Annotated in this window: 21 protein-coding genes; 8 read left to right on the plus strand and 13 right to left on the minus strand. The window is 57.6% G+C overall.

The window, feature by feature from the left end; genetic code table 11:
* Window positions 1-87: 87 nt before the first annotated feature.
* The 8 genes from tolB to folD all read left to right on the plus strand — a co-directional run bounded on the left by tolB (window position 88) and on the right by folD (window position 9,769).
* Window positions 88-1,398: a Tol-Pal system beta propeller repeat protein TolB gene (gene tolB / locus BMY44_RS00505; protein WP_089988940.1), complete on the plus strand. Its 1,311-nt coding sequence runs from the start codon at window positions 88-90 to the stop codon at window positions 1,396-1,398.
* An 88-nt stretch (window positions 1,399-1,486) separates the two neighbouring features.
* Window positions 1,487-2,011: a peptidoglycan-associated lipoprotein Pal gene (gene pal, locus BMY44_RS00510; protein ID WP_089988943.1), complete on the plus strand. Its 525-nt coding sequence runs from the start codon at window positions 1,487-1,489 to the stop codon at window positions 2,009-2,011.
* A gap of 19 nt (window positions 2,012-2,030) precedes the next feature.
* A complete protein-coding gene (gene ybgF / locus BMY44_RS00515) occupies window positions 2,031-2,852 on the plus strand; it encodes a tol-pal system protein YbgF (RefSeq protein WP_089988946.1) in 822 nt (273 codons plus the stop codon).
* A complete protein-coding gene (tilS, locus tag BMY44_RS00520; RefSeq protein WP_089988949.1) occupies window positions 2,843-4,084 on the plus strand; it encodes a tRNA lysidine(34) synthetase TilS in 1,242 nt (413 codons plus the stop codon). Before ybgF ends, tilS begins: the two co-directional genes overlap by 10 nt.
* A gap of 84 nt (window positions 4,085-4,168) precedes the next feature.
* The gene (gene ftsH / locus BMY44_RS00525; RefSeq protein ID WP_278246556.1) at window positions 4,169-6,085 is read left to right on the plus strand and encodes an ATP-dependent zinc metalloprotease FtsH; all 1,917 of its coding nucleotides are present in this window, start codon (window positions 4,169-4,171) and stop codon (window positions 6,083-6,085) included.
* 104 nt (window positions 6,086-6,189) lie between these two features.
* Window positions 6,190-6,774, plus strand: coding sequence for an MOSC domain-containing protein (locus tag BMY44_RS00530; protein ID WP_089988951.1), 585 nt, complete (start codon window positions 6,190-6,192; stop codon window positions 6,772-6,774).
* 343 nt (window positions 6,775-7,117) lie between these two features.
* Complete coding sequence (locus BMY44_RS00535) at window positions 7,118-8,794, plus strand: formate--tetrahydrofolate ligase (RefSeq protein ID WP_089994309.1); 1,677 nt, start codon at window positions 7,118-7,120, stop codon at window positions 8,792-8,794.
* 66 nt (window positions 8,795-8,860) lie between these two features.
* Window positions 8,861-9,769, plus strand: coding sequence for a bifunctional methylenetetrahydrofolate dehydrogenase/methenyltetrahydrofolate cyclohydrolase FolD (folD, locus tag BMY44_RS00540; RefSeq protein WP_089988954.1), 909 nt, complete (start codon window positions 8,861-8,863; stop codon window positions 9,767-9,769).
* On the opposite strand, the gene pdeM is transcribed toward folD, so the two are convergent.
* From pdeM to BMY44_RS00605, 13 genes are all read right to left on the minus strand, one after another.
* Window positions 9,766-10,425 (minus strand): ligase-associated DNA damage response endonuclease PdeM, encoded by a 660-nt coding sequence (gene pdeM / locus BMY44_RS00545; protein WP_089988957.1) that lies wholly within the window; start codon window positions 10,423-10,425, stop codon window positions 9,766-9,768. The genes folD and pdeM overlap by 4 nt on opposite strands.
* A 38-nt stretch (window positions 10,426-10,463) precedes the next feature.
* A complete protein-coding gene (locus BMY44_RS00550; protein WP_089988959.1) occupies window positions 10,464-12,902 on the minus strand; it encodes a ligase-associated DNA damage response DEXH box helicase in 2,439 nt (812 codons plus the stop codon).
* 30 nt (window positions 12,903-12,932) lie between these two features.
* On the minus strand, window positions 12,933-13,745 hold the full coding sequence (locus tag BMY44_RS00555) for an NAD(P)-dependent oxidoreductase (protein ID WP_089988962.1): 813 nt from the start codon (window positions 13,743-13,745) through the stop codon (window positions 12,933-12,935).
* A 55-nt stretch (window positions 13,746-13,800) separates the two neighbouring features.
* Window positions 13,801-15,111 carry an ATPase gene (locus BMY44_RS00560; RefSeq protein WP_089988965.1) on the minus strand — a complete coding sequence of 437 codons (1,311 nt, stop codon included), beginning with the start codon at window positions 15,109-15,111 and terminating at the stop codon, window positions 13,801-13,803.
* A 104-nt stretch (window positions 15,112-15,215) separates the two neighbouring features.
* Window positions 15,216-15,710 carry a prepilin peptidase gene (locus BMY44_RS00565; RefSeq protein WP_089988968.1) on the minus strand — a complete coding sequence of 165 codons (495 nt, stop codon included), beginning with the start codon at window positions 15,708-15,710 and terminating at the stop codon, window positions 15,216-15,218.
* A gap of 5 nt (window positions 15,711-15,715) precedes the next feature.
* Window positions 15,716-16,573 (minus strand): tetratricopeptide repeat protein, encoded by an 858-nt coding sequence (locus BMY44_RS00570; RefSeq protein ID WP_089988971.1) that lies wholly within the window; start codon window positions 16,571-16,573, stop codon window positions 15,716-15,718.
* Window positions 16,574-16,602: 29 nt separating this feature from the next.
* The gene (locus BMY44_RS00575) at window positions 16,603-17,163 is read right to left on the minus strand and encodes a tetratricopeptide repeat protein (RefSeq protein ID WP_089988975.1); all 561 of its coding nucleotides are present in this window, start codon (window positions 17,161-17,163) and stop codon (window positions 16,603-16,605) included.
* Window positions 17,164-17,176: 13 nt separating this feature from the next.
* Window positions 17,177-18,148, minus strand: a complete 972-nt coding sequence (locus tag BMY44_RS00580; RefSeq protein WP_089988978.1) for a type II secretion system F family protein — start codon at window positions 18,146-18,148, stop codon at window positions 17,177-17,179.
* Window positions 18,149-18,160: 12 nt separating this feature from the next.
* Window positions 18,161-19,126, minus strand: a complete 966-nt coding sequence (locus tag BMY44_RS00585; RefSeq protein ID WP_089988981.1) for a type II secretion system F family protein — start codon at window positions 19,124-19,126, stop codon at window positions 18,161-18,163.
* Window positions 19,127-19,132: 6 nt separating this feature from the next.
* Window positions 19,133-20,563 carry a TadA family conjugal transfer-associated ATPase gene (locus tag BMY44_RS00590; RefSeq protein ID WP_089988983.1) on the minus strand — a complete coding sequence of 477 codons (1,431 nt, stop codon included), beginning with the start codon at window positions 20,561-20,563 and terminating at the stop codon, window positions 19,133-19,135.
* A 12-nt stretch (window positions 20,564-20,575) separates the two neighbouring features.
* Entirely contained in the window at window positions 20,576-21,817 is a 1,242-nt protein-coding gene (locus BMY44_RS00595) for a CpaE/TadZ family protein (protein WP_089988988.1), read from the minus strand.
* Between the two features lie 279 nt (window positions 21,818-22,096).
* Window positions 22,097-22,774: an OmpA family protein gene (locus BMY44_RS00600; protein ID WP_089988991.1), complete on the minus strand. Its 678-nt coding sequence runs from the start codon at window positions 22,772-22,774 to the stop codon at window positions 22,097-22,099.
* 15 nt (window positions 22,775-22,789) lie between these two features.
* A complete protein-coding gene (locus BMY44_RS00605) occupies window positions 22,790-24,217 on the minus strand; it encodes a type II and III secretion system protein family protein (RefSeq protein WP_089988993.1) in 1,428 nt (475 codons plus the stop codon).
* Window positions 24,218-24,312: the final 95 nt, after the last annotated feature.

Here is a 24,312-nt window from a genome sequence, read left to right on the forward strand (position 1 = left end):
AAACTGCAAATGCCCTGCCGAAGATTGCCTAAATAGGCTTATAGAAGTTGAAACGGGCGAAAATCCCGACCTACGAGGACGAAGTACATGTTGAAACGGTTTCTGAGCATCCTGCTGGTTTGCTTCCTGACCACACCGGCGATCGCACAGGACGGTCCATTACGGCTGACGATCACCGATGGTGTGATTGAACCACTGCCCTTTGCGATCCCCACATTTCAGGCGGAAACTGCCGGCGCAGAACAGCTGGCAAGTGATATCACTCGCCTTGTGGCGCAGGATTTGACGAACACGGGCCTGTTCCGTGAAATTCCGGCCAGTGCTTTCATCAGCCAGCCTGCGTCTTTCGGTGCACCTCTGGCCTATGCCGACTGGCGTGCGATCAACGCACAGGCAGTCATCGGTGGGGCCGTGGCGGTGAACGGCGATCAGGTCTCTGTGAAATTTCGCCTTTACGATGTCTTCAGTGGAGAAGAACTCGGTGGCGGCCTGCAGTTTGCAGGCACAGTGCAGGGCTGGCGGCGCATGGCGCATAAGGTTGCTGATGCGGCCTATAGCCGGATCACTGGCGAGGGCGGTTATTTTGATAGCCGTGTTGTGTTCGTGTCCGAGGCTGGCCCAAAGGACAACCGCCAGAAACGGCTCGCGATCATGGATTACGACGGTGCGAACGTGCAGTTCCTGACTGACAGCAGCGCAATCGTTCTGGCACCGCGCTTTTCTCCGAATGGCGACCGTGTGCTATATACGTCCTTTGAATCCGGCTTCCCACGGATCAATTCCATCGATGTCTCCAGTGTGGGCAAGCAGCAGTTGGCAACGGCCGAAGGGGAGATGGCATTTTCACCGCGCTTTTCACGCGACGGGCAGAGGGTGATCTACAGCCTTGCCGATGGGGGCAATACCGACCTTTACATGACCGACCTCAGCACCGGCCAGCACACACGTCTGACCTCTGCCCCGTCGATCGAAACAGCCCCCAGCTTTTCGCCGGATGGGACGGAAATCGTCTTCGAAAGTGACCGGTCGGGCACGCAGCAGCTGTATATCATGTCGGCCAGCGGTGGCGAACCGCGCCGGATTTCATTTGGTGACGGGCGCTATGGCAGCCCGGTCTGGTCGCCACGCGGGGATCAGATTGCCTTTACCAACCAGGGCGGCGGCGTGTTCCACATTGGCGTCATGCGCACCGATGGCAGCGAAGAAAGGCTGCTGACGACTTCACAACTGGACGAAAGTCCAAGCTGGTCGCCAAATGGCCGCGTGATCATGTTCAGCCGTGAAACGCTGGGTGTTGACGGCACAACGGCACTGTGGTCGGTGGATATCGCTGGGCGGAACATCCGTAAGATCGTCGAAAATGCGAGCGATCCGTCCTGGGGTCCGTTACAGCCTTGAAACAATGCCGCGTGATGTGATTTCCCCTTCACGCGGCGGCGTGCTAGACGCATAAAAAAAGAAAAAGCGGTAAAGACAGGAAAACCCGATGAATATTCGCACCAAAGCCCTTCTGGTCGTTCTGGCCATGTCCACAGCAGCCTGCACGAACCCCAACAGGTTCGGTGGCGGGAATACAGGCACGGAAACCGGGGCAGGTGCCGGCGCAGCCGTTCCACCGCCACTGACGGGAGCCAATGACCCGACCAGCCCGCAGTATTTCAACCAGACGATCGGTGATCGTGTCCTGTTTCAGGTCGACAGTTCGACCCTGACTCCGGCAGGACAGGCGACGCTTGACGGTCAGGCTGGCTGGTTGCAGACCAACAACGACTATCTTGCCATCATCGAAGGCCATGCGGACGAGCAAGGCACGCGGGAATACAACATCGCCCTCGGCGCGCGACGTGCGAATGCGGTGCGTGAATACCTGATCTCAAGAGGCATCGCGCCCACACGCCTGCGCACGATCAGCTATGGCAAGGAACGCCCGATCGAAGTCTGTTCCACCGAAGCGTGCTATTCCAAGAACCGACGCGCGGTCACGATCATTTCGGTCGGCGGCACCAGCTAAACCAAAAGGGTGGGGACCCATGTTGACGCGATTTTCATTGGTATTGGCGATGGGGCTTGCGGCCCCGTTTGCCGTTTCTGCACAGGATCAGACGCTGGCGGACATCCGTCAGCAACTGTCCGTGCTCTATGTCGACATCCAGCGCCTGCGCACCGAACTGTCGACCACCGGCGCGCTGACGACCGGCGCGGTCGGGAACACACCGCTTGATCGCCTCAACGCGATCGAGTCCGAGTTGCAGCGCCTGACCTCAAAAACAGAGGAACTGGAATTTCGCGTGAACCGCATCACCGTCGACGGAACCAACCGGATTGGTGATCTGGAATTCCGGCTGTGTGAACTCGAAGAAGGCTGCGACATCACCCAACTTGGCGACACACCGTCGCTCGGTGGCAATGACAGTGCCATCAGCGTGCCCGCACCGGCACCATCAAACGAAACTGGCGGACCCGCCCTCGCAGTGGGTGAACAGGCCGACCTGACGCGGGCGCAGGAGGCGCTCGCTGAAAGTGACTTTCGCAGCGCCGCTGACATCCTTGCGACCTTTAGCGAGACCTACCCAGGTTCCTCAGTGACGGCAAAGGCCGCGTTCCTGCGCGGGCAGGCGCTCGAAGGTCTGGGCGAAACTGCTGACGCGGCACGGGCGTATCTGGAAAGCTTTTCTGCCAATGCCGACAGCGAAGAAGCCCCGCAAGCGCTTTACCGTCTTGGGGCTGCACTTGGCGATCTGGGACAGACCCAGGACGCTTGTCTGACATTGGGCGAAGTCAGCGTGCGCTATCCCGGCAATCCCGCAGTCGCAGATGCGCAGGCGACGATGCAGTCGTTGGGATGCAGCTAGACCACGCCGACAAGGCACTTCTTCACTGGATTGACCGCGCTTTTGGTGCGGAACGGCCCGCCAGGATCGGTGTTGCCGTTTCTGGCGGTGGTGATTCAATGGCGTTGCTGCATCTCTATATGCGCTGGGCGCAACAAAGCGGCGTGCCGATTGCAGCGGTTACGGTCGATCACAGCCTACGCGAAGGATCCGCAGCAGAGGCGGCCAAGGTCGCGTGTTTCTGCGCAGAGCACGGCATCGCGCACGAGACTTTGGTTTGGGACAATTGGGACGGGCACGGAAATCTTCAGGCGGCGGCCCGCGATGCGCGGTATTGGATGATCGCTGCATGGGCGCTGGCAAATGACATCGACGGTATCGCCTTGGGCCACACGAAAGACGATAGCGTCGAAACCTTTCTGATGCGCCTGGCCCGCAAGGCCGGAATCGACGGGCTGGCGCTGATGGAGTCACAATTCACGCGCGAAGGGCTTCGCTGGGCGCGGCCGCTTTGGCTGGCGACACGGGCAGACCTGCGATCCTACCTCGCGCGACATGATGTGGACTGGATCGATGATCCCAGCAACGACGATGTCGATTTTGAACGGGTGCGCGTGCGGCAGGCGCTTGTCGCACTGTCCGATCTGGGGGTGTCTCAGGATGCATTACATCAGACAGCCCATCACGCCGCACAGGCCCGCGATGCGCTGGACCATTACACAAGGATCGAGGCAGGGCTGCACATCACGCAGGTTGGTGGCGATCTGATCCTGCCTGCAAAGCCGGACCTTCCTGCGGAGATGATCCGTCGGCTTTGGACCAAAGCTGTGCAGTGGGTCGGGCGATTGGACTATCCGCCAAGGGCAACGTCCATCCGTCATCTTCAGGGCGGACTCGCACTTGATGGAAAGGCAACGGCTGGCGGCTGTCTGGCGATTACCGAGGGCGGTCAGGTGCGGATCACGCGCGAACATCAGGCAGTCAAGATGATGACCGGGGCGACCCATCTTCCTTGGGATAAACACTGGCAGCTTGAGGGACCGCACGCAAAGGATCTGCACGTTGCAGCACTTGGCGAAGCGGTCAAGGATTGCCCCGACTGGCGCGAAACGGGTCTGCCACGGGCAAGCCTGATGGCGACCCCTGCGGTTTGGCGCGGGGACATGCTGATCGCGGCACCACTGGCTGGCGACAGTCGTGGCTGGACGGCCCAAATTGTCGCGGATTTCCATTCATCACTGCTTACGCATTGAAGATCGCGCTTAACCCTCTATTTTAGAGGTAACGTTTAAGGTGCGACTCTGCTGCACCGCACTTCCCGTCAAAGGAGTTTCCCCTTGGGTAACGCACGCAATATCGTCTTCTGGGTCGTCTTGTTCCTGTTGGTTCTGGCTCTGTTCAACCTCTTTTCCGGTGGACAGAATAACCAGCTCGCGAATGGCGAAACCTATTCCGAATTCGTTCAGTCTGTTGACAACGGCGACGTCCAAAATGTCGTAATCGACGGCGAGACCGTCCGTTACACGGTCGGTGGTCAGGAATTCGTGACAGTCAAACCGCAAGATGCTGAAATCACAGCGCTTCTTGTCGAAAAGAACGTCCCGTTCGAGGCGCGTAGCCAAGAACAATCGGTATTCCAGTCCTTCCTTTTAGGGCTGCTGCCCTTCCTGTTGCTGATCGGTGTCTGGGTCTATTTCATGAACCGGATGCAGGGTGGCGGCAAAGGCGGTGCGATGGGCTTTGGCAAGTCCAAGGCAAAGCTGCTGACAGAAAAGCATGGCCGGGTCACATTCGACGAAGTGGCGGGTATTGACGAAGCCAAGGACGAACTTGAAGAGATCGTTGAATTCCTGCGCAATCCACAGAAATTCAGCCGCCTTGGCGGTAAAATCCCGAAAGGTGCGTTGCTTGTTGGCCCTCCGGGCACAGGTAAAACGCTTCTTGCGCGGGCAATCGCCGGTGAAGCAGGCGTGCCGTTCTTCACAATTTCGGGGTCCGATTTCGTCGAAATGTTCGTTGGTGTGGGTGCGTCCCGCGTCCGCGACATGTTCGAACAGGCGAAGAAGAACGCACCATGTATCGTCTTCATTGACGAAATCGACGCTGTGGGCCGGTCCCGTGGTGCCGGCTATGGCGGCGGCAACGACGAACGCGAACAGACGCTGAACCAGCTGCTGGTTGAAATGGACGGTTTTGAAGCCAACGAAGGCATCATCATCATCGCCGCAACGAACCGTCCTGACGTGCTTGACCCCGCGCTTCTACGTCCGGGCCGCTTTGACCGTCAGGTGCAAGTGCCGAACCCCGACATCAAAGGCCGCGAGAAAATCCTTGGCGTACACGCACGCAAGGTGCCGCTTGGTCCTGATGTCGATCTGCGCATCATTGCACGTGGTACACCGGGTTTTTCGGGTGCTGACCTCGCGAACTTGGTGAACGAATCCGCCCTGACGGCGGCACGTGTCGGGCGCCGTTTCGTGACGATGATCGATTTCGAAAACGCCAAGGACAAGGTTATGATGGGGGCCGAACGCCGCTCCATGGTCATGACCGAAGACGAAAAGAAACTCACCGCCTATCACGAGGCGGGCCACGCTGTCGTGGGTCTGAACGTGCCGCAGCATGATCCGATCCATAAAGCGACGATCATTCCGCGCGGTCGCGCCTTGGGCCTTGTTCTGTCGCTGCCAGAACGTGACCAACTGTCCGTCAGCTTCACCAAGTACAAGTCCAAGATCGCAATGGCGATGGGCGGCAAGGTGGCCGAAGAACTGATCTTTGGCCCTGAAAACGTCACATCCGGCGCGACCTCTGATATCCAGCAGGTGTCCAAGATCGCCCGCGCGATGGTGACTCAGTTTGGTATGTCCGAAAAGATCGGCCATATCGATTATGCCAACGAACAGCAAAGCTATCTTGGGAACTATGGCGGGGGGACGAACCACTCGGCCGAGACGCAAAAGCTGATTGACGAAGAAGTACGTCGCATCATCGATGAAGGCTATGACACTGCGAAACGCATTCTGACTGAAAAGCGTCAGGATCTCGAAAACCTCGCGAAAGGTCTGCTGGAATACGAAACCCTGACCGGCAGTGAGATCACGAAGGTGATTGCGGGCCAGCCGCTGAACCGGGGTGACGACGAAGAAGAAGACACACCGCCGACCGGTGGCAATTCGGTTGTCTCAATCCCGAAAACGTCGAAAAAGCCCAAGTCGTCAGATGGCGGGATGGAACCTGAACCGACGGCCTAGGACGTCAGTGAACGGCAATGAAAGGCCCCGCAAACTTGCGGGGCCTTTTGCGTTGCACAGTATCCATTCCCGTTGCACCTTGCCTAAAAAAACCGGAGCCTGACATGCCAGCCTTGAAGCCAACGCAGTTTAGCGGAACGATTACATGGCTTGGCTATGTCCCGCATCGCGATGACCCGACACTGGCGACCGAAAAACTGACAAAGATGCCGTTAGATTTCGGCGGTTATGCCGGGGATTGTCACGCTGGCCTGACCCGCCCGTCCTGCAGCCGCGTCACATCACAACATCCGCGCGGAACCGAAATTCGCAACACGCGGCAACTTAGCATCGTCAGTGCCGAAGAATGCGCCGAGGTGGCTGGAACGCTCGGCCTCGACACGCTCGACCCTGTTTGGGTCGGGGCCTCGATCGTCATCTCGGGCGTCCCCGATTTCTCGCACTTGCCGCCATCCTCAAGGTTGCAAACGCAACACGGCGTCACGCTCATCGTCGATATGCAAAACCGGCCATGCCAGTTCCCCGCGATGACGATTGCAAGAGTGAAACCGGGGTTTGGCAAAGACTACAAGGCAGCAGCCAAAGGCAAGCGCGGTGTAACGGCCAGTGTGGAACGCTGTGGGGTCTTGCAGGTTGGGGATGTGGTGACCCTGCACATCCCTGACCAAAGAGCGTGGTCGCCAGAATAAAATTCCCACCCGCCTCAGGTGGCCCCCGCGTCACTTGTCTGGAACGTCGTATCAGACGGCGTAGAAATAGAACGCCGGAATGCACTTGGTCCCGTCGGCAAATCCGTCACTTACCGCAGCTTCTTCTGCGCCGGATCACATCTTGCGATGGTCATTTGGCCGACAAATCAGTTTCTGCAGCCCTTTGTTCCCCAAGGCGCGTTTCCAATCCGAAACGGGCGTGCGCTTAATGGACGATTCCGGTGCTGAAAATGTCGTTATCACTGCCTGTCGCTGATGCACTCACCGATAGAAGCGGTATGAAACGTTGCGGCATAAGATCGCGCACAACAGGGATATGGCAATGGAATACAAGTCAGACATCGAGATCGCCCGCGAAGCGAAGAAGCGGCCCATTCAGGAAATCGGTGCCAAGCTCGGGATCGGCACGGACGATCTGCTGCCCTATGGGCACGACAAGGCAAAGGTCAGCCAAAGCTTTATCAATTCCGTACAGGGCAACAAAGATGGCAAGCTGATCCTTGTGACCGCGATCAACCCGACACCTGCGGGTGAGGGCAAAACAACCACCACAGTCGGCCTTGGCGACGGTCTGAACGCCATTGGCAAGAAGGCCGCGATCTGTATTCGCGAGGCATCGCTAGGTCCGTGTTTCGGCATGAAGGGCGGCGCTGCGGGCGGCGGGTATGCTCAGGTTGTTCCGATGGAAGAAATGAACCTGCATTTCACCGGCGATTTCCACGCGATCACATCGGCGCACAATCTGCTGTCCGCAATGATCGACAATCACATCTACTGGGGCAACGAACTGGAAATCGACATCCGCCGTGTCGTGTGGCGGCGTGTCATGGATATGAACGACCGCGCGTTGCGCCAGATCACGGCGTCGCTTGGCGGCGTCGCAAACGGATTCCCGCGCGAGGCGGGTTTTGACATCACGGTCGCATCGGAAGTCATGGCGATCCTCTGCCTTGCCCGCGATCTGAAGGACCTGCAAAACCGTCTTGGCGATATCATCGTGGCCTATCGTCGCGATCGCACGCCGGTGTATGCGCGCGACATCAAGGCTGACGGCGCGATGACCGTGCTGCTGAAAGACGCGATGCAGCCGAACCTTGTGCAGACACTGGAAAACAACCCGGCATTCGTCCACGGCGGCCCATTCGCGAACATCGCCCACGGCTGTAACTCGGTCACGGCAACGACCACTGCGTTGAAATTGGCCGATTATGTCGTGACCGAAGCCGGGTTCGGTGCTGACCTCGGTGCCGAGAAATTCATGAACATCAAATGCCGCAAGGCGGGGATCGCCCCGTCCGTCGTGGTCGTCGTCGCGACCGTGCGCGCGATGAAGATGAACGGTGGCGTCGCCAAGGCCGACCTTGGCACGGAAAACGTTGATGCGGTCAACGCGGGCTGCCCGAACCTTGGCCGCCATATCGAGAACGTCAAAAGCTTCGGCGTGCCCGTTGTCGTCGCGATAAACCACTTCGTTTCGGACACCGACGCCGAAGTCGAAGCCGTCAAAGCCTACGTGCAAAGCCAGGGGTCAGAGGCGATCCTGTGCAAGCACTGGGCGCATGGTTCAGAAGGCACAAAGGATCTTGCCACCCGCGTTGCCGAAATCGCGGACAAGGGCGAAGCGCAATTCGCACCGATCTACGGCGACGAGTTGAGCCTTTTTGAAAAGATCGACACGATCGCCAAGCGCATCTACCGCGCAGACGAGGTGATCGCCGACAAGAAAATCCGCGACCAGCTCAAGCAATGGGAAGAGCAAGGGTATGGCAATCTGCCTGTCTGTATGGCCAAGACCCAGTATTCCTTCACAACCGATCCCAGCGTGCGTGGCGCGCCCACCGGCCACTCCGTGCCAATCCGCGAAGTTAGGCTAAGCGCGGGGGCCGGTTTTGTCGTGGCAATCTGTGGAGAGATCATGACCATGCCTGGCTTACCCCGTGTTCCCTCGGCAGAAGCCATCATGCTGAACGACGATGGCCAGATCGAAGGCCTGTTCTGATCCAATGGGGCGGCAGGCGCATGCCGGTGCCGACCCAAGCGACCCCAAAGTGACAAAGGACGCCCTATGACAGCTACAGTGATTGACGGAAAAGCCTTTGCGGCCAAGGTACGTGGGCAGGTAGCGGAACATGTGGCGCGCCTGAAAGAGGTTCACGGGATCACGCCGGGCCTCGCCGTCGTTCTTGTCGGCGAAGATCCGGCGTCGCAGGTTTATGTGCGGTCCAAAGGCAAGATGACGGTCGAAGTTGGTATGGCCTCTTTCGAACATCGCCTCGCAATTGATACCTCAGAAGCGGATCTGCTGAAGGTCGTGCATGATCTGAACAATGATCCTGCTGTGCATGGCATTCTGGTCCAGCTTCCACTGCCCGATCACCTTGATTCCGATCTTGTCATCAACGCGATTGACCCGGCCAAGGACGTAGACGGCTTTCACATTTCGAATGTGGGTCTGCTGGGAACCGGACAGAAAAGCATGGTGCCGTGCACGCCGCTCGGGAGTTTGATGATGCTGCGCGATCACCTCGGCAGTCTGTCGGGCAAGAGCGCGGTTGTGATCGGGCGATCCAATATCGTGGGCAAGCCGATGGCGCAGCTTTTGTTGAATGACAGTTGCACAGTCACGATCGCCCATTCGCGCACGGCAGATTTGCCCAGTGTGGTGCGTCAGGCCGATATCGTCGTTGCTGCAGTCGGCCGGCCTCAAATGGTGCAGGGCGACTGGATCAAGCCGGGTGCCACCGTCATTGACGTCGGGATCAACCGCATCGACGCAGGCACCAAAGACGATGGATCACCAAAGACGCGTCTTGTTGGCGATTGCGACTATGACAGCTGTGCAGCGGTTGCCGGTGCAATCACGCCGGTTCCGGGTGGGGTCGGGCCAATGACGATCGCCTGTCTGCTCGCCAACACAGTTACCGCCTGCTGTCGGGCGAATGGTTTGGCAGAACCTGAAGGGCTGACCGCCTAAACCACCGCTTTCAGTGGTACGGCCATCGCTTTGCGTCCGGTCAGCACCGCATGTGCTTGCGGGGACATCAAGGCGCGTAATGCCGGATGGTTGGCGCGCAAACCACCCGTGTAGGTGCCGAAGGCGGGCATGATGATCCGGTCCGTGTCGATTAGGAACGCAGGACGGGTTCCACCACCTGCAAGCCCGCATTTAGGGTGGTAATGCCCTGAGATTTCGCCCTTTTCCTGCGTCGCAATATGACGGAACGCCAGCGGCCCAAGCGTCAGCTCGGCCAGATGCCGCCCGCTCAGATTGACGGGCCCCGGGTCATGGTTGCCTTCGATCCAGACCCAATCGCGACCCGCCTGCAGGGTCGCCATGTGTAGATGATCTGTGTCCGAAAGGCTTTGCGCCGCATCCAGATCGTCGAAACTGTCACCAAGGCAAATCACCATTCCTGGATCAAGCACGGCAATCAGCGCGTCCAGCTTTTCCAGCGTGGCGCGGGTTTCATAAGGTGGCAGCATCCGCCCGGACCGCCGGGCAATTCGATCAGATTTCCCCAGATGCAGGTCGGACACGCACAGCGCGCGATGGTCACCAACCCAAAGCGCACCTTGCGGCAGCGCGGTCAGCGTGAGGTCGCAAAAGGAAAAATCATAAGCGCCGTTCATGATCTGTTCTTAGGCTGTGAGGCAGACCGCGACAAGCCCTACCAACCGACCCGCCACTGCGGTTTGCTCGGCCCGGGCGAAATCTGGTTCAACCCTGATTCTGCCATCAACTTCTCGGCCTCTTCCTCGAACAACCGGTCGCGCCCTTCGCCGGACACGCTGACACGGCCCGCCTCAAGCAACATGGGTGCCGACAGCGGGCTGATCCGGTCCAGCACAATGTGATCGACCCGGCCTTTGGTACGGGTCAGCATCTCTTCGATGCGACCGAAATCCACAAGCCCGCGCATCGCTTCTTCGCGGGTGATCTGCAGCATCAGGTGGTCCGGGTCGTATTTGTGCAGGGTGTCATAAAGAATGTCGCTGGAAAACGTTGCCTGCCGACCTGTCTTGCGGGCTTGCGGCAGGTTGCGTTCGATCAACCCGGCTATGGTTGCCGAATGGCGAAAGGTTTTCTTCATGACGGCATTGCCGCCAAGCCAGGTTTCGAACTCGTCACGGATATGTTGCGGATCGAATAGCGGTGCGGGGTCAGTGACGGGCTCCAGACCCCAGACCATCGTGGCGTAATCCGTGGCGACGAAACCCAGCGGGTCCAGTCCCGTTTCTTCCATCCGCTGCGTCAGCAACATTCCCAGCGTCTGCTGCGCATTGCGCCCGGCGAACCCGTAAAACACCGTGTGATGCTTCGCATTATGCACAAAACTCTCAACCAGTACGCGGTCGGCTTCGGGTAGTTTCGAATACCTGACCTGCAAATCCAGCCATTCGGCCGTATGCGCGGGAAACGCGGACCAGTCACCCTTGCGGAACAGCTCCAGTATCCGGGCTTGCAACTGCGTTGACGTGGCAAACTTCGTGCCAAGAAACGTGGCGATCTTGGGCTTTTTGGCCGCATCCCGCGTCACCTCGACAGCCATTTCCTTCAGCCGGTCATAACGGACGATTTTGCCGCCGATCAGGAAGGTATCGCCCTGCGTCAGTGTGGCAGCAAAGCCTTCCTCGATCTTGCCGAGGCTCGCAAAACTTCCCTTCCAGCGCACATTCAGCGTATCGGTGTCCTGAATTGTGCCGATATTCATGCGGATGTTGCGGCTCGCCCGCGGGTCGCGCAGCTGCCAAAGCCCATCTTTTTGCAGCAGGCGTTTCCACTTGTCATAGGCCCGCAGGGCGTAGCCCCCCGTCGCGCAGAAATCGAGGCAATCGTCGAAATCAGGGCGCGACAGCGTGCTGTAGGCTCCGACGGTGCGCACCTCTGCAAAAAGGTGATCGGCGTCAAACGGGCCGGCGCAGGCACGGATCAGGATATGCTGACACAGCACATCGCGCGGCCCGGGTCCTTTCGGTTCACCGTCAAGATCATGGGCATAGACCGCTTCAAGTGCTGCGACGCATTCGACCACCTCGAATCGGTTTGCGGGCACCATCAGCGCCTTGGACGGCGCATTATAGCGATGGTTGGCCCGCCCAATACGTTGGACCAGGCGCTTGACGTTCTTGGGTGCACCGATCTGGATCACCAGATCGACGTCGCCCCAATCAATCCCCAGATCAAGGCTGCCGGTGCAAACGATCGCGCGCAGATCACCGCGCACCATCGCGCTTTCAACCTTTTCGCGCTGTTCCTTGGACAGGGCACCGTGATGGATACCAATCGGCAGATCGTCGGCATTGGCAAGCCACAGATTATGGAAAAAGATTTCCGCCTGCGCCCGTGTATTGTGAAAGATCAGCGTGGTCTTGTGCTGCTTCACCTGTTCAAGGACCGCCGGAATGGCATAGGCAGCACCACCGCCAGCCCAAGGAGGATACTCCTCGGTCCTCAGCATGGCGATGTCCGGTGGCGGGCCGGGATCAGCATGCAAGATCGCGCAAGGGTCAGGGTGACAGGCAAGGCTGTCGGCAATGGCCTGCGGGTCCTCGACGGTGGCAGATAACCCGACACGGCGCAGCCCCGGGGCCAACGTCTGCAGCCGCGACAAGGCCAGCATCAACTGATCACCCCGCTTACTTTCGGCCAGCGCGTGGATTTCGTCCACAATGACCCGCTGTAAGCCCGCGAACATACGCGGCGCGTCTTCGTATGATGTCAGCAGGGCAAGGCTCTCGGGCGTCGTCAACAGGATGTGCGGCGGGTCGGCGCGCTGGCGACGTTTTTGCGTATAGCTTGTATCGCCTGTGCGATCCTCAATCCGGATCGGCAAGCCCATCTCGTCAACAGGCGTGCGCAGATTGCGTTTAATATCAGCGGCCAAGGCCTTGAGAGGCGAGACATAAAGCGTGTGCAGCCCATCGGACGGTGTGTCCGTCAGTTCGGCAAGCGTTGGTAAAAACCCCGACAGGGTTTTGCCGCCGCCCGTCGGCGCGATCAAAAGCAGGGCAGGCGCATCCGCCCGATCCAGCATGGCTTGCTGATGTGGATGGATGGACCAGCCGCGCCGGTCGAACCATTCCTGAAAAACGGGAGGCAATTGCATGGGGGACATTTGCTGCGCCTGCGCGATGCGTCAAGGTGCATCCGGATTTTTGGCGCGGGGGGGCAGACCGGCAATCACGCGTTGCACGGTTTTCGGAAGTGCGGTGTCGGCTCCGTCGGGTGCGATATCTAACGCAGCTGCGACGTCTTTGACCAGAATTCCAATGGTGTTGTCTGTGGCATATCCGTCGCGGGCGAATTCAATGGTATCAAAGCCCGACGCAAACCAGTTCTGACCGGACGCGGTGTGGATCAGATCAAGAAGTTTGCGTTCATCCACGCCTGCGCTGTCGGCCCAATCAAGGACAAGCCGTGTCATTGCCGTCGATCCGGCCGCAAGAAGGTTGTTCAAAACCTTTGCTGTCATTCCCGCACCAAATGCTCCCATGCGATGCAAATCCTGCCCCATCGCGTTGAAAAGGGGCAGGCACTCGGCAATTACTGGATCGTCTCCGCCCAGCATGAAGGCTAACGTGCCTGCTTCGGCGCGCACCTGCGCTCCGGACATCGGCGCGTCAACCATACGGATATGGCTTGGCACGCGGTCGCGCAGGGCCATGACGTAGCGCGGCGACAGCGTCGAGCTGATGATCAGCGTTCGCAGTTGCGGCGCGCATGACAGGATGGCTTGGACATCAAAAAGAACAGCATCAGTATCGTCTGCATCACGGACGACTGTGATAAGGGTCGTCAGACCTTTGCAAAACGTATCGACGTCGGTTTCGACGCCAACATCGCGGATGTCAAAACCATGGGCATTAAATCCCGCGTGCAGGAGCGAAGCCAGCATCGGCATGCCCATCCGGCCACAACCCGCGACCCCGATTTTGTCTGTTTTATCCATGCAAACCGCCTGTTCCTGCGCCTTACGGTGCAGGAACGGCAATTAAGTGCAAGCCTTAGTGATCGAATTCGGACTCTTTGACGAACATGTTCGCCCAGGCACGGTCGATCAGCTCGGGGGTCATCTGGTTCGGGATGCCTTCGAATTCGCAAATTGCGATCATCTGGTCGATCAAAAAGATCGGCTGGTAGTTCGCATAAACGTTGTCGATTTCCGGATAGCGGACGTTTAGCAGGTGGATCAACGCGTCTTCATCCAGTGGCATCTTGCGCTTGCGTGCAACCATCGCGAAAATCTTCAGGAAATCCGCCTGTTCCGGGCCGTTGATTTCGATCTTGTAGAAAATACGACGCAAGGCCGCCTTATCGAAGATCGTATTCGGGTGGAAGTTGGTCGAGAAGATCACGAGTGTATCAAAAGGAACTTCGAATTTTTCACCAGACTGCAATGCAAGGATATCCTTGCTTTCTTCCAGCGGAACAATCCAGCGGTTGACGATGGACTGCGGTGGTTCTTTCTGGCGACCAAGGTCGTCCACAATAAAGACGCCGCCGGTCGACTTCAGCTGCAAAGGTGCCTGATAGGTCCGGGCTGTCGGGTTATAAACGAGATCGAGCATGTGCAGCGACAATTCACCACCGGTAATCACGGTTGGGCGTTCGCAGCGGACATAGCGCGTATCAAAACGGCCCGAGGTCCGGCGCAGGGAATTCGGATCATCGACCTGTTCTTCGGCAGCCGAATGCACAATGGGGTCATAGACCGTGATGATCTGACCAGAGTATTCAATCGCGCGCGGGATATAGATCTTATCACCCAGCGCATCACGAATACCGTTGGATATCGAAGATTTGCCATTGCCCGGCGGACCATACATCAGAATGGACCGTCCGGCGGACACGGCAGGGCCAAGGTTTGACAGCAGGTTGTCCGGCAGCACAAGGTGTCCCATCGCCGTTGTCAGCTGTTCGCGGGTGATCTGGATGTTGCGGATCGACTGGCGCTTGACCTGCGCGGAATAGACATCAAGCGGGACGGGCATCGCGCCAAAGTATTCAGACTGGGCAAGACTGTCCAAAGCGCGGGCCTTGCCTGCATCGGTCAGCTGATAACCCATTTCGTTGCCGTTGTTGGCGTTCAGCGTGCCGGTTGCTTCGACAAGGCGCTGACTGCGTGCAAGATCGACCAGTTCCTGTGTCACTGGCACAGGCAGGCAGATGACGCGGGACAGCTGCGTGACCATATCAAGGTTCATGCGGAACATGGTCTTGATCAGGATGTCGCGCATCATTGCCGTTGGCAACTGCATCTCTTCAAGGCGCTTGGGCGCGGGGGGCGCCATGACGTTCGACGTTTGCATATTCATTGTTACGGCCCGTTCACTCAGTCAAAATCGCGCGGCTCAAGGCCACGGTCAGTGATGAAGTTGTCAGAGGTTTATGGCGAAATGATGGACAAAGGCGGGCTTTGTCAGCGCAGCACAACGACCGCGACAAGGTAGAAAACCAGCGTCATGCCAAGTGGAAAACCCATCGGAAACCGCTTGTTCTCCTGATCCCAGCTTTCCCAATGGGGCGCTAAGTCTCTGATTTTCGTATGTTTTGCGATGCGGTGCGTGGCATAGCCTGCCAGAACACTGGCCGCCAGGATAGGAATCAAAAGACGGATGTCCGCAGTACCGATCATTGGCGCGGCGGCAGCGATGAATTTGGCATCGCCTGCTCCCATCGCGCCCGCGGCGTTCAAAACGATCCCGATCACAAGGACGATCGGCAGATGCAGCCAATGCCAGAGATATTGATCAAAAGGAAAGGCGATCAGCCCCAAAAGCGTGTAACCCGCGACAAGCGCATAGACCGCCACATTGGGGATCTTCATAGAACTCAGATCGCTCCACGCGACATAGATCGAAATGGGTAATGCGGCGAGTAGAAACCAACCCGCCGCATGTGCCGTCAACGCCATCGGACTTAGTTCGTGACGTTGTTTTCAAGCGCCCGCAGGGCGATCTGCGCCTCTTCAAAGTGCTGCGGATGCGTATCGATGGCTTCGCGCAACAGACCCTGACCGATGGTCACGTCGTTCTGCTTGATCGCGGTCAGCGCCATGGTGTGCAACAGGCGCGCGCGTTCTGTTTGGTCCATCGGAATGACGGGCAGATCGTATTTGCGCTGTGCACCACGGGCCAGGATCAGATTATTCTTCGCTGTGAAGGACCCGCCATTGTGACGGATCGAGTCACTGAACAGGCGTTCGGCAGCTGGATAGTCACCGCGCGTCAGCTTGGAATAGCCCCAGTTGTTCAGCACACTTGCAGGCGTCGTCGTCAGGCCAGCGGCTGTCTGGTAGAAGCTGTCCGATTTTTCCCACTGTTCCTTGCTGTCGGCAACCATGGCTTCAAGGCGATAGCGCTTGAAGGTTTCATGGGTTGGCGGGATCGTGTTCAGCGTGTTGCCGGCTTCGTCCCAGCGATTGGCACGGATAAAGGCATCAGCCAGTTCGACGCTGTCGTCGTAATTGGAATCCTCATGGGCGATGACCTGCTGCCAGGCGGGGATTGCATCATTGGGGCGGCTTGCGCGGACATAGGATTTGGCCAGACCGCGCATCAGGTCGATGCGGTCGGGGTTTGTTTGCAGCTGGTTGGCAAAATAGGTGACAGCTTCGCTTGGATCGGCCACCGTCAGCATCACGTCGCTCAGATCATGTCCTTCAAGCGCGTTCAGGTCTTCCATGGCGCGGTTGACTTCCGCATCACCGGATTTCTGGCAGGCTGACACAGCGACAATCGCTGTCAGGCACAATGGCAATAGGATGGGGTGGCGCATTTTTGCGTCCTTTTCTGCTCATACCTCAATTACGACCCGAGCAGAATGAAATCTCCCGTGCCGCGTCTGACCAGTTGAAACTGCTGGTTCTGTTTGTCTGGATCGTAATTCGGGTCGCTCAAATTTGCGAGTGCCAAGCGCAGGTTCTCGCGAATTTGGTCAGAATTGCCGTTATCCGTTGCAAACGCGCGACGGAAAACCTGGCTTGCTTCGGCATATTCGCCCTTTTCGAGCAAGATCACGCCAAGATTATTCCACGCAGCAGGGAAATCCGGCTCTTGTTCGGTGGCGCGACGCAGCAGGCGTTCGGCCTGCCCAAGCCGCCCAAGCCGCAAATTGGCAGACCCAAGCGCAGAGAGCGTGTCGACGTTCAGACCCTGTTGGGCCGCGGCGCGGGTATAGGCCTTGAGCGCGAGTTCGTATTCGCCAGCCTCCATCAGGCGGTGCCCGACGATCAGCCCGTCGATATCGCTTTCACCCGCGACGCCGGGTGCGCCGACGGGATCGTTAGACGAACCAAAGCCGCCTGATGAACAGGCGGCTAGTGGTGCGATCATGGCCAAGGCAATGGCGGCCCGGCGTGTCTTCATGTGTGACTAGTCCTTAACCGCCACCCAGGTTTTGCGAAATATTGTAGATGGATGGCCCGATCAAAATGACCAGAAGGGGCGGCACCGTCAACATCATCGTCGCAAGAGTCATCTTGGTTGGCAGTTTGTTTGCGGCTTCTTCGGCCCGCATCACGCGTTTGTCACGCATTTCGCTGGCATAGACCCGCAACGCATCGGCGATCGAGGTTCCGAATTGCTGCGACTGGATCAGCACGGTGACGAAGGATGAAATATCCTGCACACCGCAACGTTCGGACATATCGCGCAAAACGCTGTCTTTCGGCTTGCCCGCTTTCATCTCGTGGCTGACAATTTCGAATTCCTCTGACAGTTCAGGGAAACCGGCCTTGAGTTCGTTGGACACCCGCATGATCGACTGATCCAGCGATTGACCCGCTTCGACGCAAACAAGCATCATGTCGAGACAGTCAGGGAAACCGTTCGTGATGTTGTCGATCCGGGTCGCCTGGCGACGGGTCACCCAGTACTTGGGCAGCATGTAACCGACAACGCCCGGCCCAAGACACATCAACATCAGGTTCTGCGTCGTCACATCGCCCTGGCTGGTTTTGTAGATGGCATAAATGCCGCCAAGGACCAGCCCGAACACACCCAGCGCAAACTGGAAGAAGTGATAGAAACGCACGGCGTTCTTGGACTTGTACCCGGCCTGCATCAGCTTGAGTTTGACCGCGCCGTATTCATCGGCGTCCTGCGGTTCAAGGAAGTTGGAATACTTTTCCAGCTTGTCCTTGCTCGTTGCGGTGCGCAGTTTTTCTGTGGCGTTGCCATCCTTGCGTTGCTTGCGGGCCTGATCGCGCAGGCGATCCAGCGGATCTTCCTGCTTTTGCATCAGGATCGGCAGGGTGATGAGGATCATCATCACGCCCAGCAAACCGACCAGCATCAGTGGACCGAACGGGCCAAGATAGCTTTCGATCAGGTTTTTGGCTGTCTCAATCATAGGATCAGACCTTTATACTTTGATGTTCACAAGGGCGCGCATCACGATCAGGTTCGCGACAAGGAAGCCGGCAACAACCAGACAGGCGGGGATGAAGATCGACGTCTCCATAACGTCATCAAAGTAATCCGGCTGGATCACGTTGATACCGATCAGGGCAAGGATCGGGAAGCCGGACAGCAACTTGCCGGACCATTTCGCTTCGGCAGTGATCGCCTTCACGCGGCGGAACAGGCGGAAACGGGCGCGGATCACCTTTGCCAGACCATCCAGAATTTCGGCGAGGTTACCACCGGACTGCTGTTGGATCGTCACGGCAACCGCAAGAAAGCGCATATCCTGCATATCCAAACGTTCGGCCATCGCTTTCAGGCATTCACCCATGTCACGGCCATAGGCTGTCTCATCGGAAATGACGCCCATCTCGGTGCCAAGTGGATCGGCCACTTCTTTGGCCACGATGGAAATCGCAGATGAAAACGGGTGACCGACTCGCAGCGAACGGACCATCAGTTCAACCGCCTCTGGCAGTTGTTCCTCGATCATCGACATGCGCTTGTTGGCTTTTGTGCTGATCCAGACAAAGACACCACCGACACCCATCGCAATCGCAACGAAGACGCGGACAATCGGGCTGACTTCAGTGCCGACTGTCAGGCCAAGAAAGGCGATAAAGCTTACCAAGCCCATCACCATCAGGATCTGGGGCGGCGTGAATGCGATGTTCGCCTTTTGCGCCTTGTTTGCCAAAATCGAATAAAGCGGAATGCTTTGCGATTTCATGTGCTGCGTCATTTCCTTGCGCAGCTGTTCCAGGACCTGTTCGCGACCACCACCTTTTTCAAGCAGTTCAAGGCGACGGTTCACCTTGCCGTTGAGGCTGATGGATTTGCCGAAAAGGACCAGATACACGCCCTGCACCATCGCCAGAACGGCGACGAAGATGACGATGTAAATAAGTGGTTCTGCAGAAATCATTCGATATTACTCCGCAACCATGGGTTCAAAGATGGCTGGCGGCAGATCAAAGCCCCACAGCTTGAAGCGATCAGAGAAGGCAGACCGCACACCGGTCGCCGTAAAGTGACCGATGATCTTGTTGTCTGGTGTCAGGCCGACGCGCTGGTAGCGGAACACTTCCTGCATCGAAATGACGTCGCCTTCCATACCGGTGATTTCCGTGATCGACGTCATGCGACGCGAACCATCCTGCAAACGCGATGCCTGCACGATCAGGTTCACAGCGGACGAAATCTGCGAACGGACCGCCTTGATCGGCATTTCAATACCGGCCATCGCGATCATGTTTTCCAGACGGGACACACCGTCGCGGGCGCTGTTGGCGTGGATTGTGGTCATGGACCCGTCGTGGCCGGTGTTCATGGCCTGCAACATGTCGATGACTTCCTCGCCACGCGTTTCACCCACGATGATCCGGTCCGGGCGCATCCGCAGGGCGTTTTTCAAACAGTCACGCTGGGAAACGCCACCTTTGCCTTCGACGTTGGGCGGGCGGCTTTCCATCCGACCGACGTGAGTCTGCTGGAGCTGAAGTTCGGCCGTATCCTCGATGGTCAGGATGCGTTCGTCATCGTCGATAAAGGACGATAGCGCGTTTAGCGTGGTCGTTTTACCCGAACCGGTACCGCCAGAAACGATAACATTCAGGCGCGTCGACACGGCAGCTTGGAGGTATGCGGCCATTTCTTCGGTGAAGGCCCCGAATTTGACAAGGTCTTCGATCCCAAGCTTGTCTTTCTTGAACTTACGAATGGACACGAGCGATCCGTCAACCGCGATGGGTGGTACCATCGCGTTGAAACGCGAACCGTCGGCAAGACGGGCGTCAACGTAAGGGTTGGATTCATCGACGCGGCGACCAACGGCGGACACGATTTTGTCAATGATGCGCAGCAGGTGCTTTTCGTCTTTGAACGTGATGTCCGTCAGTTGCAGCTTACCGTTGCGTTCCACGAAAATCTGCTGTGGACCGTTCACCAGAATATCGTTGACGGTGTCGTCTTTCAGAAGCGTTTCAAGCGGGCCCAGGCCCGTGACTTCGAAAAACAGATCCTGACCAAGGGTCGTGCGCTCTTCGCGGTTCAGCACGATCCCCATGTCATCAAGTGTTTCAGAAGTGATCGCATTGATTTCCTGGCGCAGTTCCGCTTCTGTTGCGGTTTCAAGCGCGGCAAGGTTCAGGTTGTCCAGCAGCGCTTTGTGCATCTCCAGCTTGATTTCAGCCAAACGCTCCTTGCGCTTTTTGTCGCGGTCCATCGGGGCGGCATCAGCGGCCTTCTTGGACGATGGCTTCATCAACGACTTGGCCGCTTCGACGGGGGTGTCAGGAACAGCGGCTAGAACCGGCTTGTCGTTGCCTTTCGGCCCTTCGTTCTTTTTATATTTTGAAAACATGCGTTTACCTCTTTACCCGCGGGCTTCTGCTTCTTGGTTCACGGCGTGAACTGACGCAGCGAGTTTTACGATTTCTTTGCGCATCGGGTTCTTTGGAATTCCCTCTGCCATTGGCACACCATGATCGGAATTCTGGCCGACGACCTTGCCGCCATCAGGCAGCAGGACTTCAATCGATATGCCAAGACTTTCGGCCAGACGCTTGACGCGGCTCTTGCCGTTCAGATCGGTGAACCCGGGCGCGCGGTTCAGCACGAAACGCAGCTTGTCGAATGGCAGGTCTTCGGACTGCAACGCGCGCTTCAGGCGCAGCGTGTTCTGGGCAGACCGCATATCCAGTTCAAGCGTCGCGAAATAGACGTGCGCGGCCTCAAGAACGGTTTGCGACCATTCGACCATCGTTGATGGCATATCAATCACGACATAATCAAAGTTGGTGCGCGCCGTTTCCAGAACGCGGCTGATGTCTTCGGGAGAAACCAGATCAAGCGGGATCATATCGGTGGGCGAGGTCAGCACGCTCAGCTTTTGTTCGTAGGATAGCAACGCCTGCATGAAGGATTCATTGTCCATCGCTTCGGTGTCGGACAGCATTTCCAGCACGGTTTCGCGACGCGGCAGATCAAGAGCGGTCGCGGTAGATCCGAACTGGAAATCAAGGTCCAGCAGGCAGACGCGGGGTCCGTCGTCTTTCTCGATATTGGCAAGTTCCCATGCCAGGTTGACTGCCAGTGTCGTCGCCCCTGTGCCGCCGGCCATGCCGTGAACGGCAATCAAGACGCCCTCGCGGTCGCCTGTGGCTTTCAACTGGTTCTGGTGATCTGGGGAAACCGGTACTTCCTCGATCGGGGTCAGAACCCGTTCGATCGCATTTGCCAGTTCATCCTCTGGCAGCGGGTAGGGGACGAATTCGTCGCCACCTTCGCGCAACAACTGGTGCAGGGCAGACGGGCTGACGTCTTCCGTGATCAGGATGACCTTGATTTTCTTCGCTTTTGCCGCCGAAATGATGGATTTGATCTGGTCGAGGTTGGCCTCGTCTTCGTGATCCATCGCGATGGCAAAGAATTCCAATGTGCGAGAGTCGGGTTGCTGCAGGAACGGCAAGGCATCGTCAAAGCTCAGATCGCCCCAGGTTTCACCAAGGGCGGCTTCCATATCTTCGATCAACAGATCAAAGTTCTGCACGTCGCGGCTGATTGTGCACGCAACAATCGGTTGCGGTTCATTCTTTACTGCAGCGTTACTACTCATGGCCTAACGTCCTTGTCATTGCGGGCGCAGGCGAAGATATGTGCAAAGGGTAAATTCCCCGTCACCAGTATCGTCGTCTACCCCATTCCGCACGGTTTCAGCGCACGGAACGATCCCATTGAGGGGAATATCAAAGACAATCGTGACGGAAATTGGACCAAATCATCGCCATTGTGCGGTATCTCGCGACGATAGCGGTGTTTCAAAAAGAATGTTGACGCCAACCGGGGGGGCTGGCGTCAACGTTTTCGTGTGACAGTTTACTTTGTTTTAAGGGCCTTACTGGCCGCCGCTTCCGCCGCTGTTTCCGCCAGCTGCAGACCCGACAGGGGTCACGGCTGCGGGTGGCACGGCGCTGGCGACATATTCGCGGAAGATGACTTCAGCGTATTTGCCGTTCAGCACGGTCGGATGGTTTTCAACAAAGCCGGAAACCTCGGTGACGGCGCGACGGTTGCGCATCTCCGGTGCTTGCGTGTTGACGACCGGACGCGTCTCACCGAATGAGGCGATTGCCTCCAGTCGGCTGCGGCTGATCCCCTGGCTGACAAGGTAGCCGACCGCGGTCTGTGCACGGCGCAGACCAAGACGCTGGTTGTAGGCGTTTGAACCCACGGCGTCGGCATGGCCGAAGACCTTGAAGCGGACTTCCGGGAACTGCTTGATCCACGCGGCCTGCTGGGCCAGTGTTGCTTGTCCCGCAGCTGTCAACTGACTGGAATTAAACTCAAAAGTGATCGTATCGTCCACTTCAGAAGTAAAACGCCGCTGAAGGTTGATAGTATAGCTGGACTGCCCACTTTGAACCAACATGTTGTTCATTGTGGCGTTGCCAAAATCACCCCGGTCTACCTGTGCACCCGCTTCCTTGTAGAAGGTGCCATTGGGGTCGATGACGCTGTTTGCACACCCGGCCAGAAGGCCTGTCGCGATGGTCGCTGTGATGATGAATTTCATTGTCTTAGCTCCCAATCATTCGTCAAGGACATAGCCGTAGGACCCTGAAAAGTCCTGGCGTGCGATTTCACCGGCTCCACCTTGTGTTGGCGCTTCGTCAGCGGCGACACGGCCAAAGAGGAAAAGATCACGTTCGGTTGGTGGCTGGACACGGTCCGTTGGCAAGGCAAGGGCTTCGCCGCGGGTCGGTGTGACCAGATGCGGTGTGATGATGATAACCAGTTCTGTCTGCTCGCGCTGGTATTCAGCAGAGCGGAACAGCGCACCGAGGACGGGCACATCGCCGATCCATGGCACCTGGCCGTTGATGTCCTGGAAGTCGTCGGACAGCAGACCTGCAATCGCAAAGCTTTCACCGTCGCGCATTTCGACAGTTGTCGATGTTTCGCGGCGCTTGAAGCCGTTGACAGCAAAGCCTGACTGGGTGACGGCGACACTTGGGTCGATGGACGAAACGGCAGCGGCCAGTTCCACATTTATGATGTCACCATCAACAACACGTGGGACAAAGTTCAGCTCGACACCGAAAGGTTTGAATTCAACCGTTGTGCGGCCTTCTTCCTGTACGACAGGAACGGGATATTCACCGCCTGCAAGGAATTTGGCTTCCTGACCGCTCAGGGCTGTCAGGTTTGGTTCAGCCAGCGTGCGGACAACACCGCGCGTTTCAAGGGCTTCGAGCAGGATACCGACTTCGACGGCTCCGGCGTTGAAACCAAAGAGCATTGCACCGTTAGCGTCACCGGATCCCAATGTTCCGGCAGAAACGCCTGCGTTTGCCCCGGCTGCTGTGGCCAGCGTGTTACCACCGCCCAGAACACCCAGATCACCGCCCAATGTGGTGCCCTGCAAGGCGATCGAGGAGGACAGGGACTTGCGGACCGACCGCTGCATCTCTGCAAAACGGACTTTCAGCATGACCTGCTGTGTGCCGCCAACGCTCATCAGGTTGGATACACGCTCCGGTGCATAACGCTCAGCCAGTTCAAGGGCGCGGTCCAGACGGGCGGTAGAAGAAACCGTGCCTGACAGGACGATGCCGTTGTTGGCTGTGCGCACTTCAATGTGCTCACCGGGAAGGATTTGCTCCAGACGCTCTTTGAATTCGGTAATGTCTGGTGTGACGTGGACTTCCACATTCGTGATCAGGCGACCGTCTGCGCCCAGAAGGGTCAGTGTCGTACGGCCGGGTTCCTGACCCAGAACATAAATTGTCCGATCGGAAATGGACGAAATGTCGGCGATGCCAGAGTTGGCGACCGAAAGTTCCGCGTAAGGTGTGTCTGTCTCGACAACAACAGCCCGGTTCATCGGGATGTTGAGCACACCCGAAGGTGCGCCGCGCATGACGCGCAGTGTTTCAGCCGTGACTGACGCAGGAACGCTAGTCAAAGCAAGTGTTAAGCCGGCAAGCGCCGCCTTGATTATCGTTTTATATGTCATTGTGACCTGCCTCTCCGATCACGGTTTATTGTGGAAATTATTTTCCATCATTACCGGTGAAGATGACCGAGGTGCTGAATCATTGCAAGAATCAA

The organism is Cognatiyoonia koreensis (assembly GCF_900109295.1).
Lineage (GTDB): Bacteria > Pseudomonadota > Alphaproteobacteria > Rhodobacterales > Rhodobacteraceae > Cognatiyoonia > Cognatiyoonia koreensis.

What these genes read in the sequence shown, in the direction of transcription:
- tolB (WP_089988940.1), top strand. Translation starts at nt 88, where the DNA reads ATGTTGAAACGGTTTCTGAGCATCCTGCTGGTTTGCTTCCTGACCACA.
- pal (WP_089988943.1), top strand. Translation starts at nt 1,487, where the DNA reads ATGAATATTCGCACCAAAGCCCTTCTGGTCGTTCTGGCCATGTCCACA.
- ybgF (WP_089988946.1), top strand. Translation starts at nt 2,031, where the DNA reads ATGTTGACGCGATTTTCATTGGTATTGGCGATGGGGCTTGCGGCCCCG.
- tilS (WP_089988949.1), top strand. Translation starts at nt 2,843, where the DNA reads ATGCAGCTAGACCACGCCGACAAGGCACTTCTTCACTGGATTGACCGC.
- BMY44_RS00530 (WP_089988951.1), top strand. Translation starts at nt 6,190, where the DNA reads ATGCCAGCCTTGAAGCCAACGCAGTTTAGCGGAACGATTACATGGCTT.
- BMY44_RS00535 (WP_089994309.1), top strand. Translation starts at nt 7,118, where the DNA reads ATGGAATACAAGTCAGACATCGAGATCGCCCGCGAAGCGAAGAAGCGG.
- folD (WP_089988954.1), top strand. Translation starts at nt 8,861, where the DNA reads ATGACAGCTACAGTGATTGACGGAAAAGCCTTTGCGGCCAAGGTACGT.
- pdeM (WP_089988957.1), bottom strand. Translation starts at nt 10,425, where the DNA reads ATGAACGGCGCTTATGATTTTTCCTTTTGCGACCTCACGCTGACCGCG.
- BMY44_RS00550 (WP_089988959.1), bottom strand. Translation starts at nt 12,902, where the DNA reads ATGCAATTGCCTCCCGTTTTTCAGGAATGGTTCGACCGGCGCGGCTGG.
- BMY44_RS00555 (WP_089988962.1), bottom strand. Translation starts at nt 13,745, where the DNA reads ATGGATAAAACAGACAAAATCGGGGTCGCGGGTTGTGGCCGGATGGGC.
- BMY44_RS00560 (WP_089988965.1), bottom strand. Translation starts at nt 15,111, where the DNA reads ATGAATATGCAAACGTCGAACGTCATGGCGCCCCCCGCGCCCAAGCGC.
- BMY44_RS00565 (WP_089988968.1), bottom strand. Translation starts at nt 15,710, where the DNA reads ATGGCGTTGACGGCACATGCGGCGGGTTGGTTTCTACTCGCCGCATTA.
- BMY44_RS00570 (WP_089988971.1), bottom strand. Translation starts at nt 16,573, where the DNA reads ATGCGCCACCCCATCCTATTGCCATTGTGCCTGACAGCGATTGTCGCT.
- BMY44_RS00575 (WP_089988975.1), bottom strand. Translation starts at nt 17,163, where the DNA reads ATGAAGACACGCCGGGCCGCCATTGCCTTGGCCATGATCGCACCACTA.
- BMY44_RS00580 (WP_089988978.1), bottom strand. Translation starts at nt 18,148, where the DNA reads ATGATTGAGACAGCCAAAAACCTGATCGAAAGCTATCTTGGCCCGTTC.
- BMY44_RS00585 (WP_089988981.1), bottom strand. Translation starts at nt 19,126, where the DNA reads ATGATTTCTGCAGAACCACTTATTTACATCGTCATCTTCGTCGCCGTT.
- BMY44_RS00590 (WP_089988983.1), bottom strand. Translation starts at nt 20,563, where the DNA reads ATGTTTTCAAAATATAAAAAGAACGAAGGGCCGAAAGGCAACGACAAG.
- BMY44_RS00595 (WP_089988988.1), bottom strand. Translation starts at nt 21,817, where the DNA reads ATGAGTAGTAACGCTGCAGTAAAGAATGAACCGCAACCGATTGTTGCG.
- BMY44_RS00600 (WP_089988991.1), bottom strand. Translation starts at nt 22,774, where the DNA reads ATGAAATTCATCATCACAGCGACCATCGCGACAGGCCTTCTGGCCGGG.
- BMY44_RS00605 (WP_089988993.1), bottom strand. Translation starts at nt 24,217, where the DNA reads ATGACATATAAAACGATAATCAAGGCGGCGCTTGCCGGCTTAACACTT.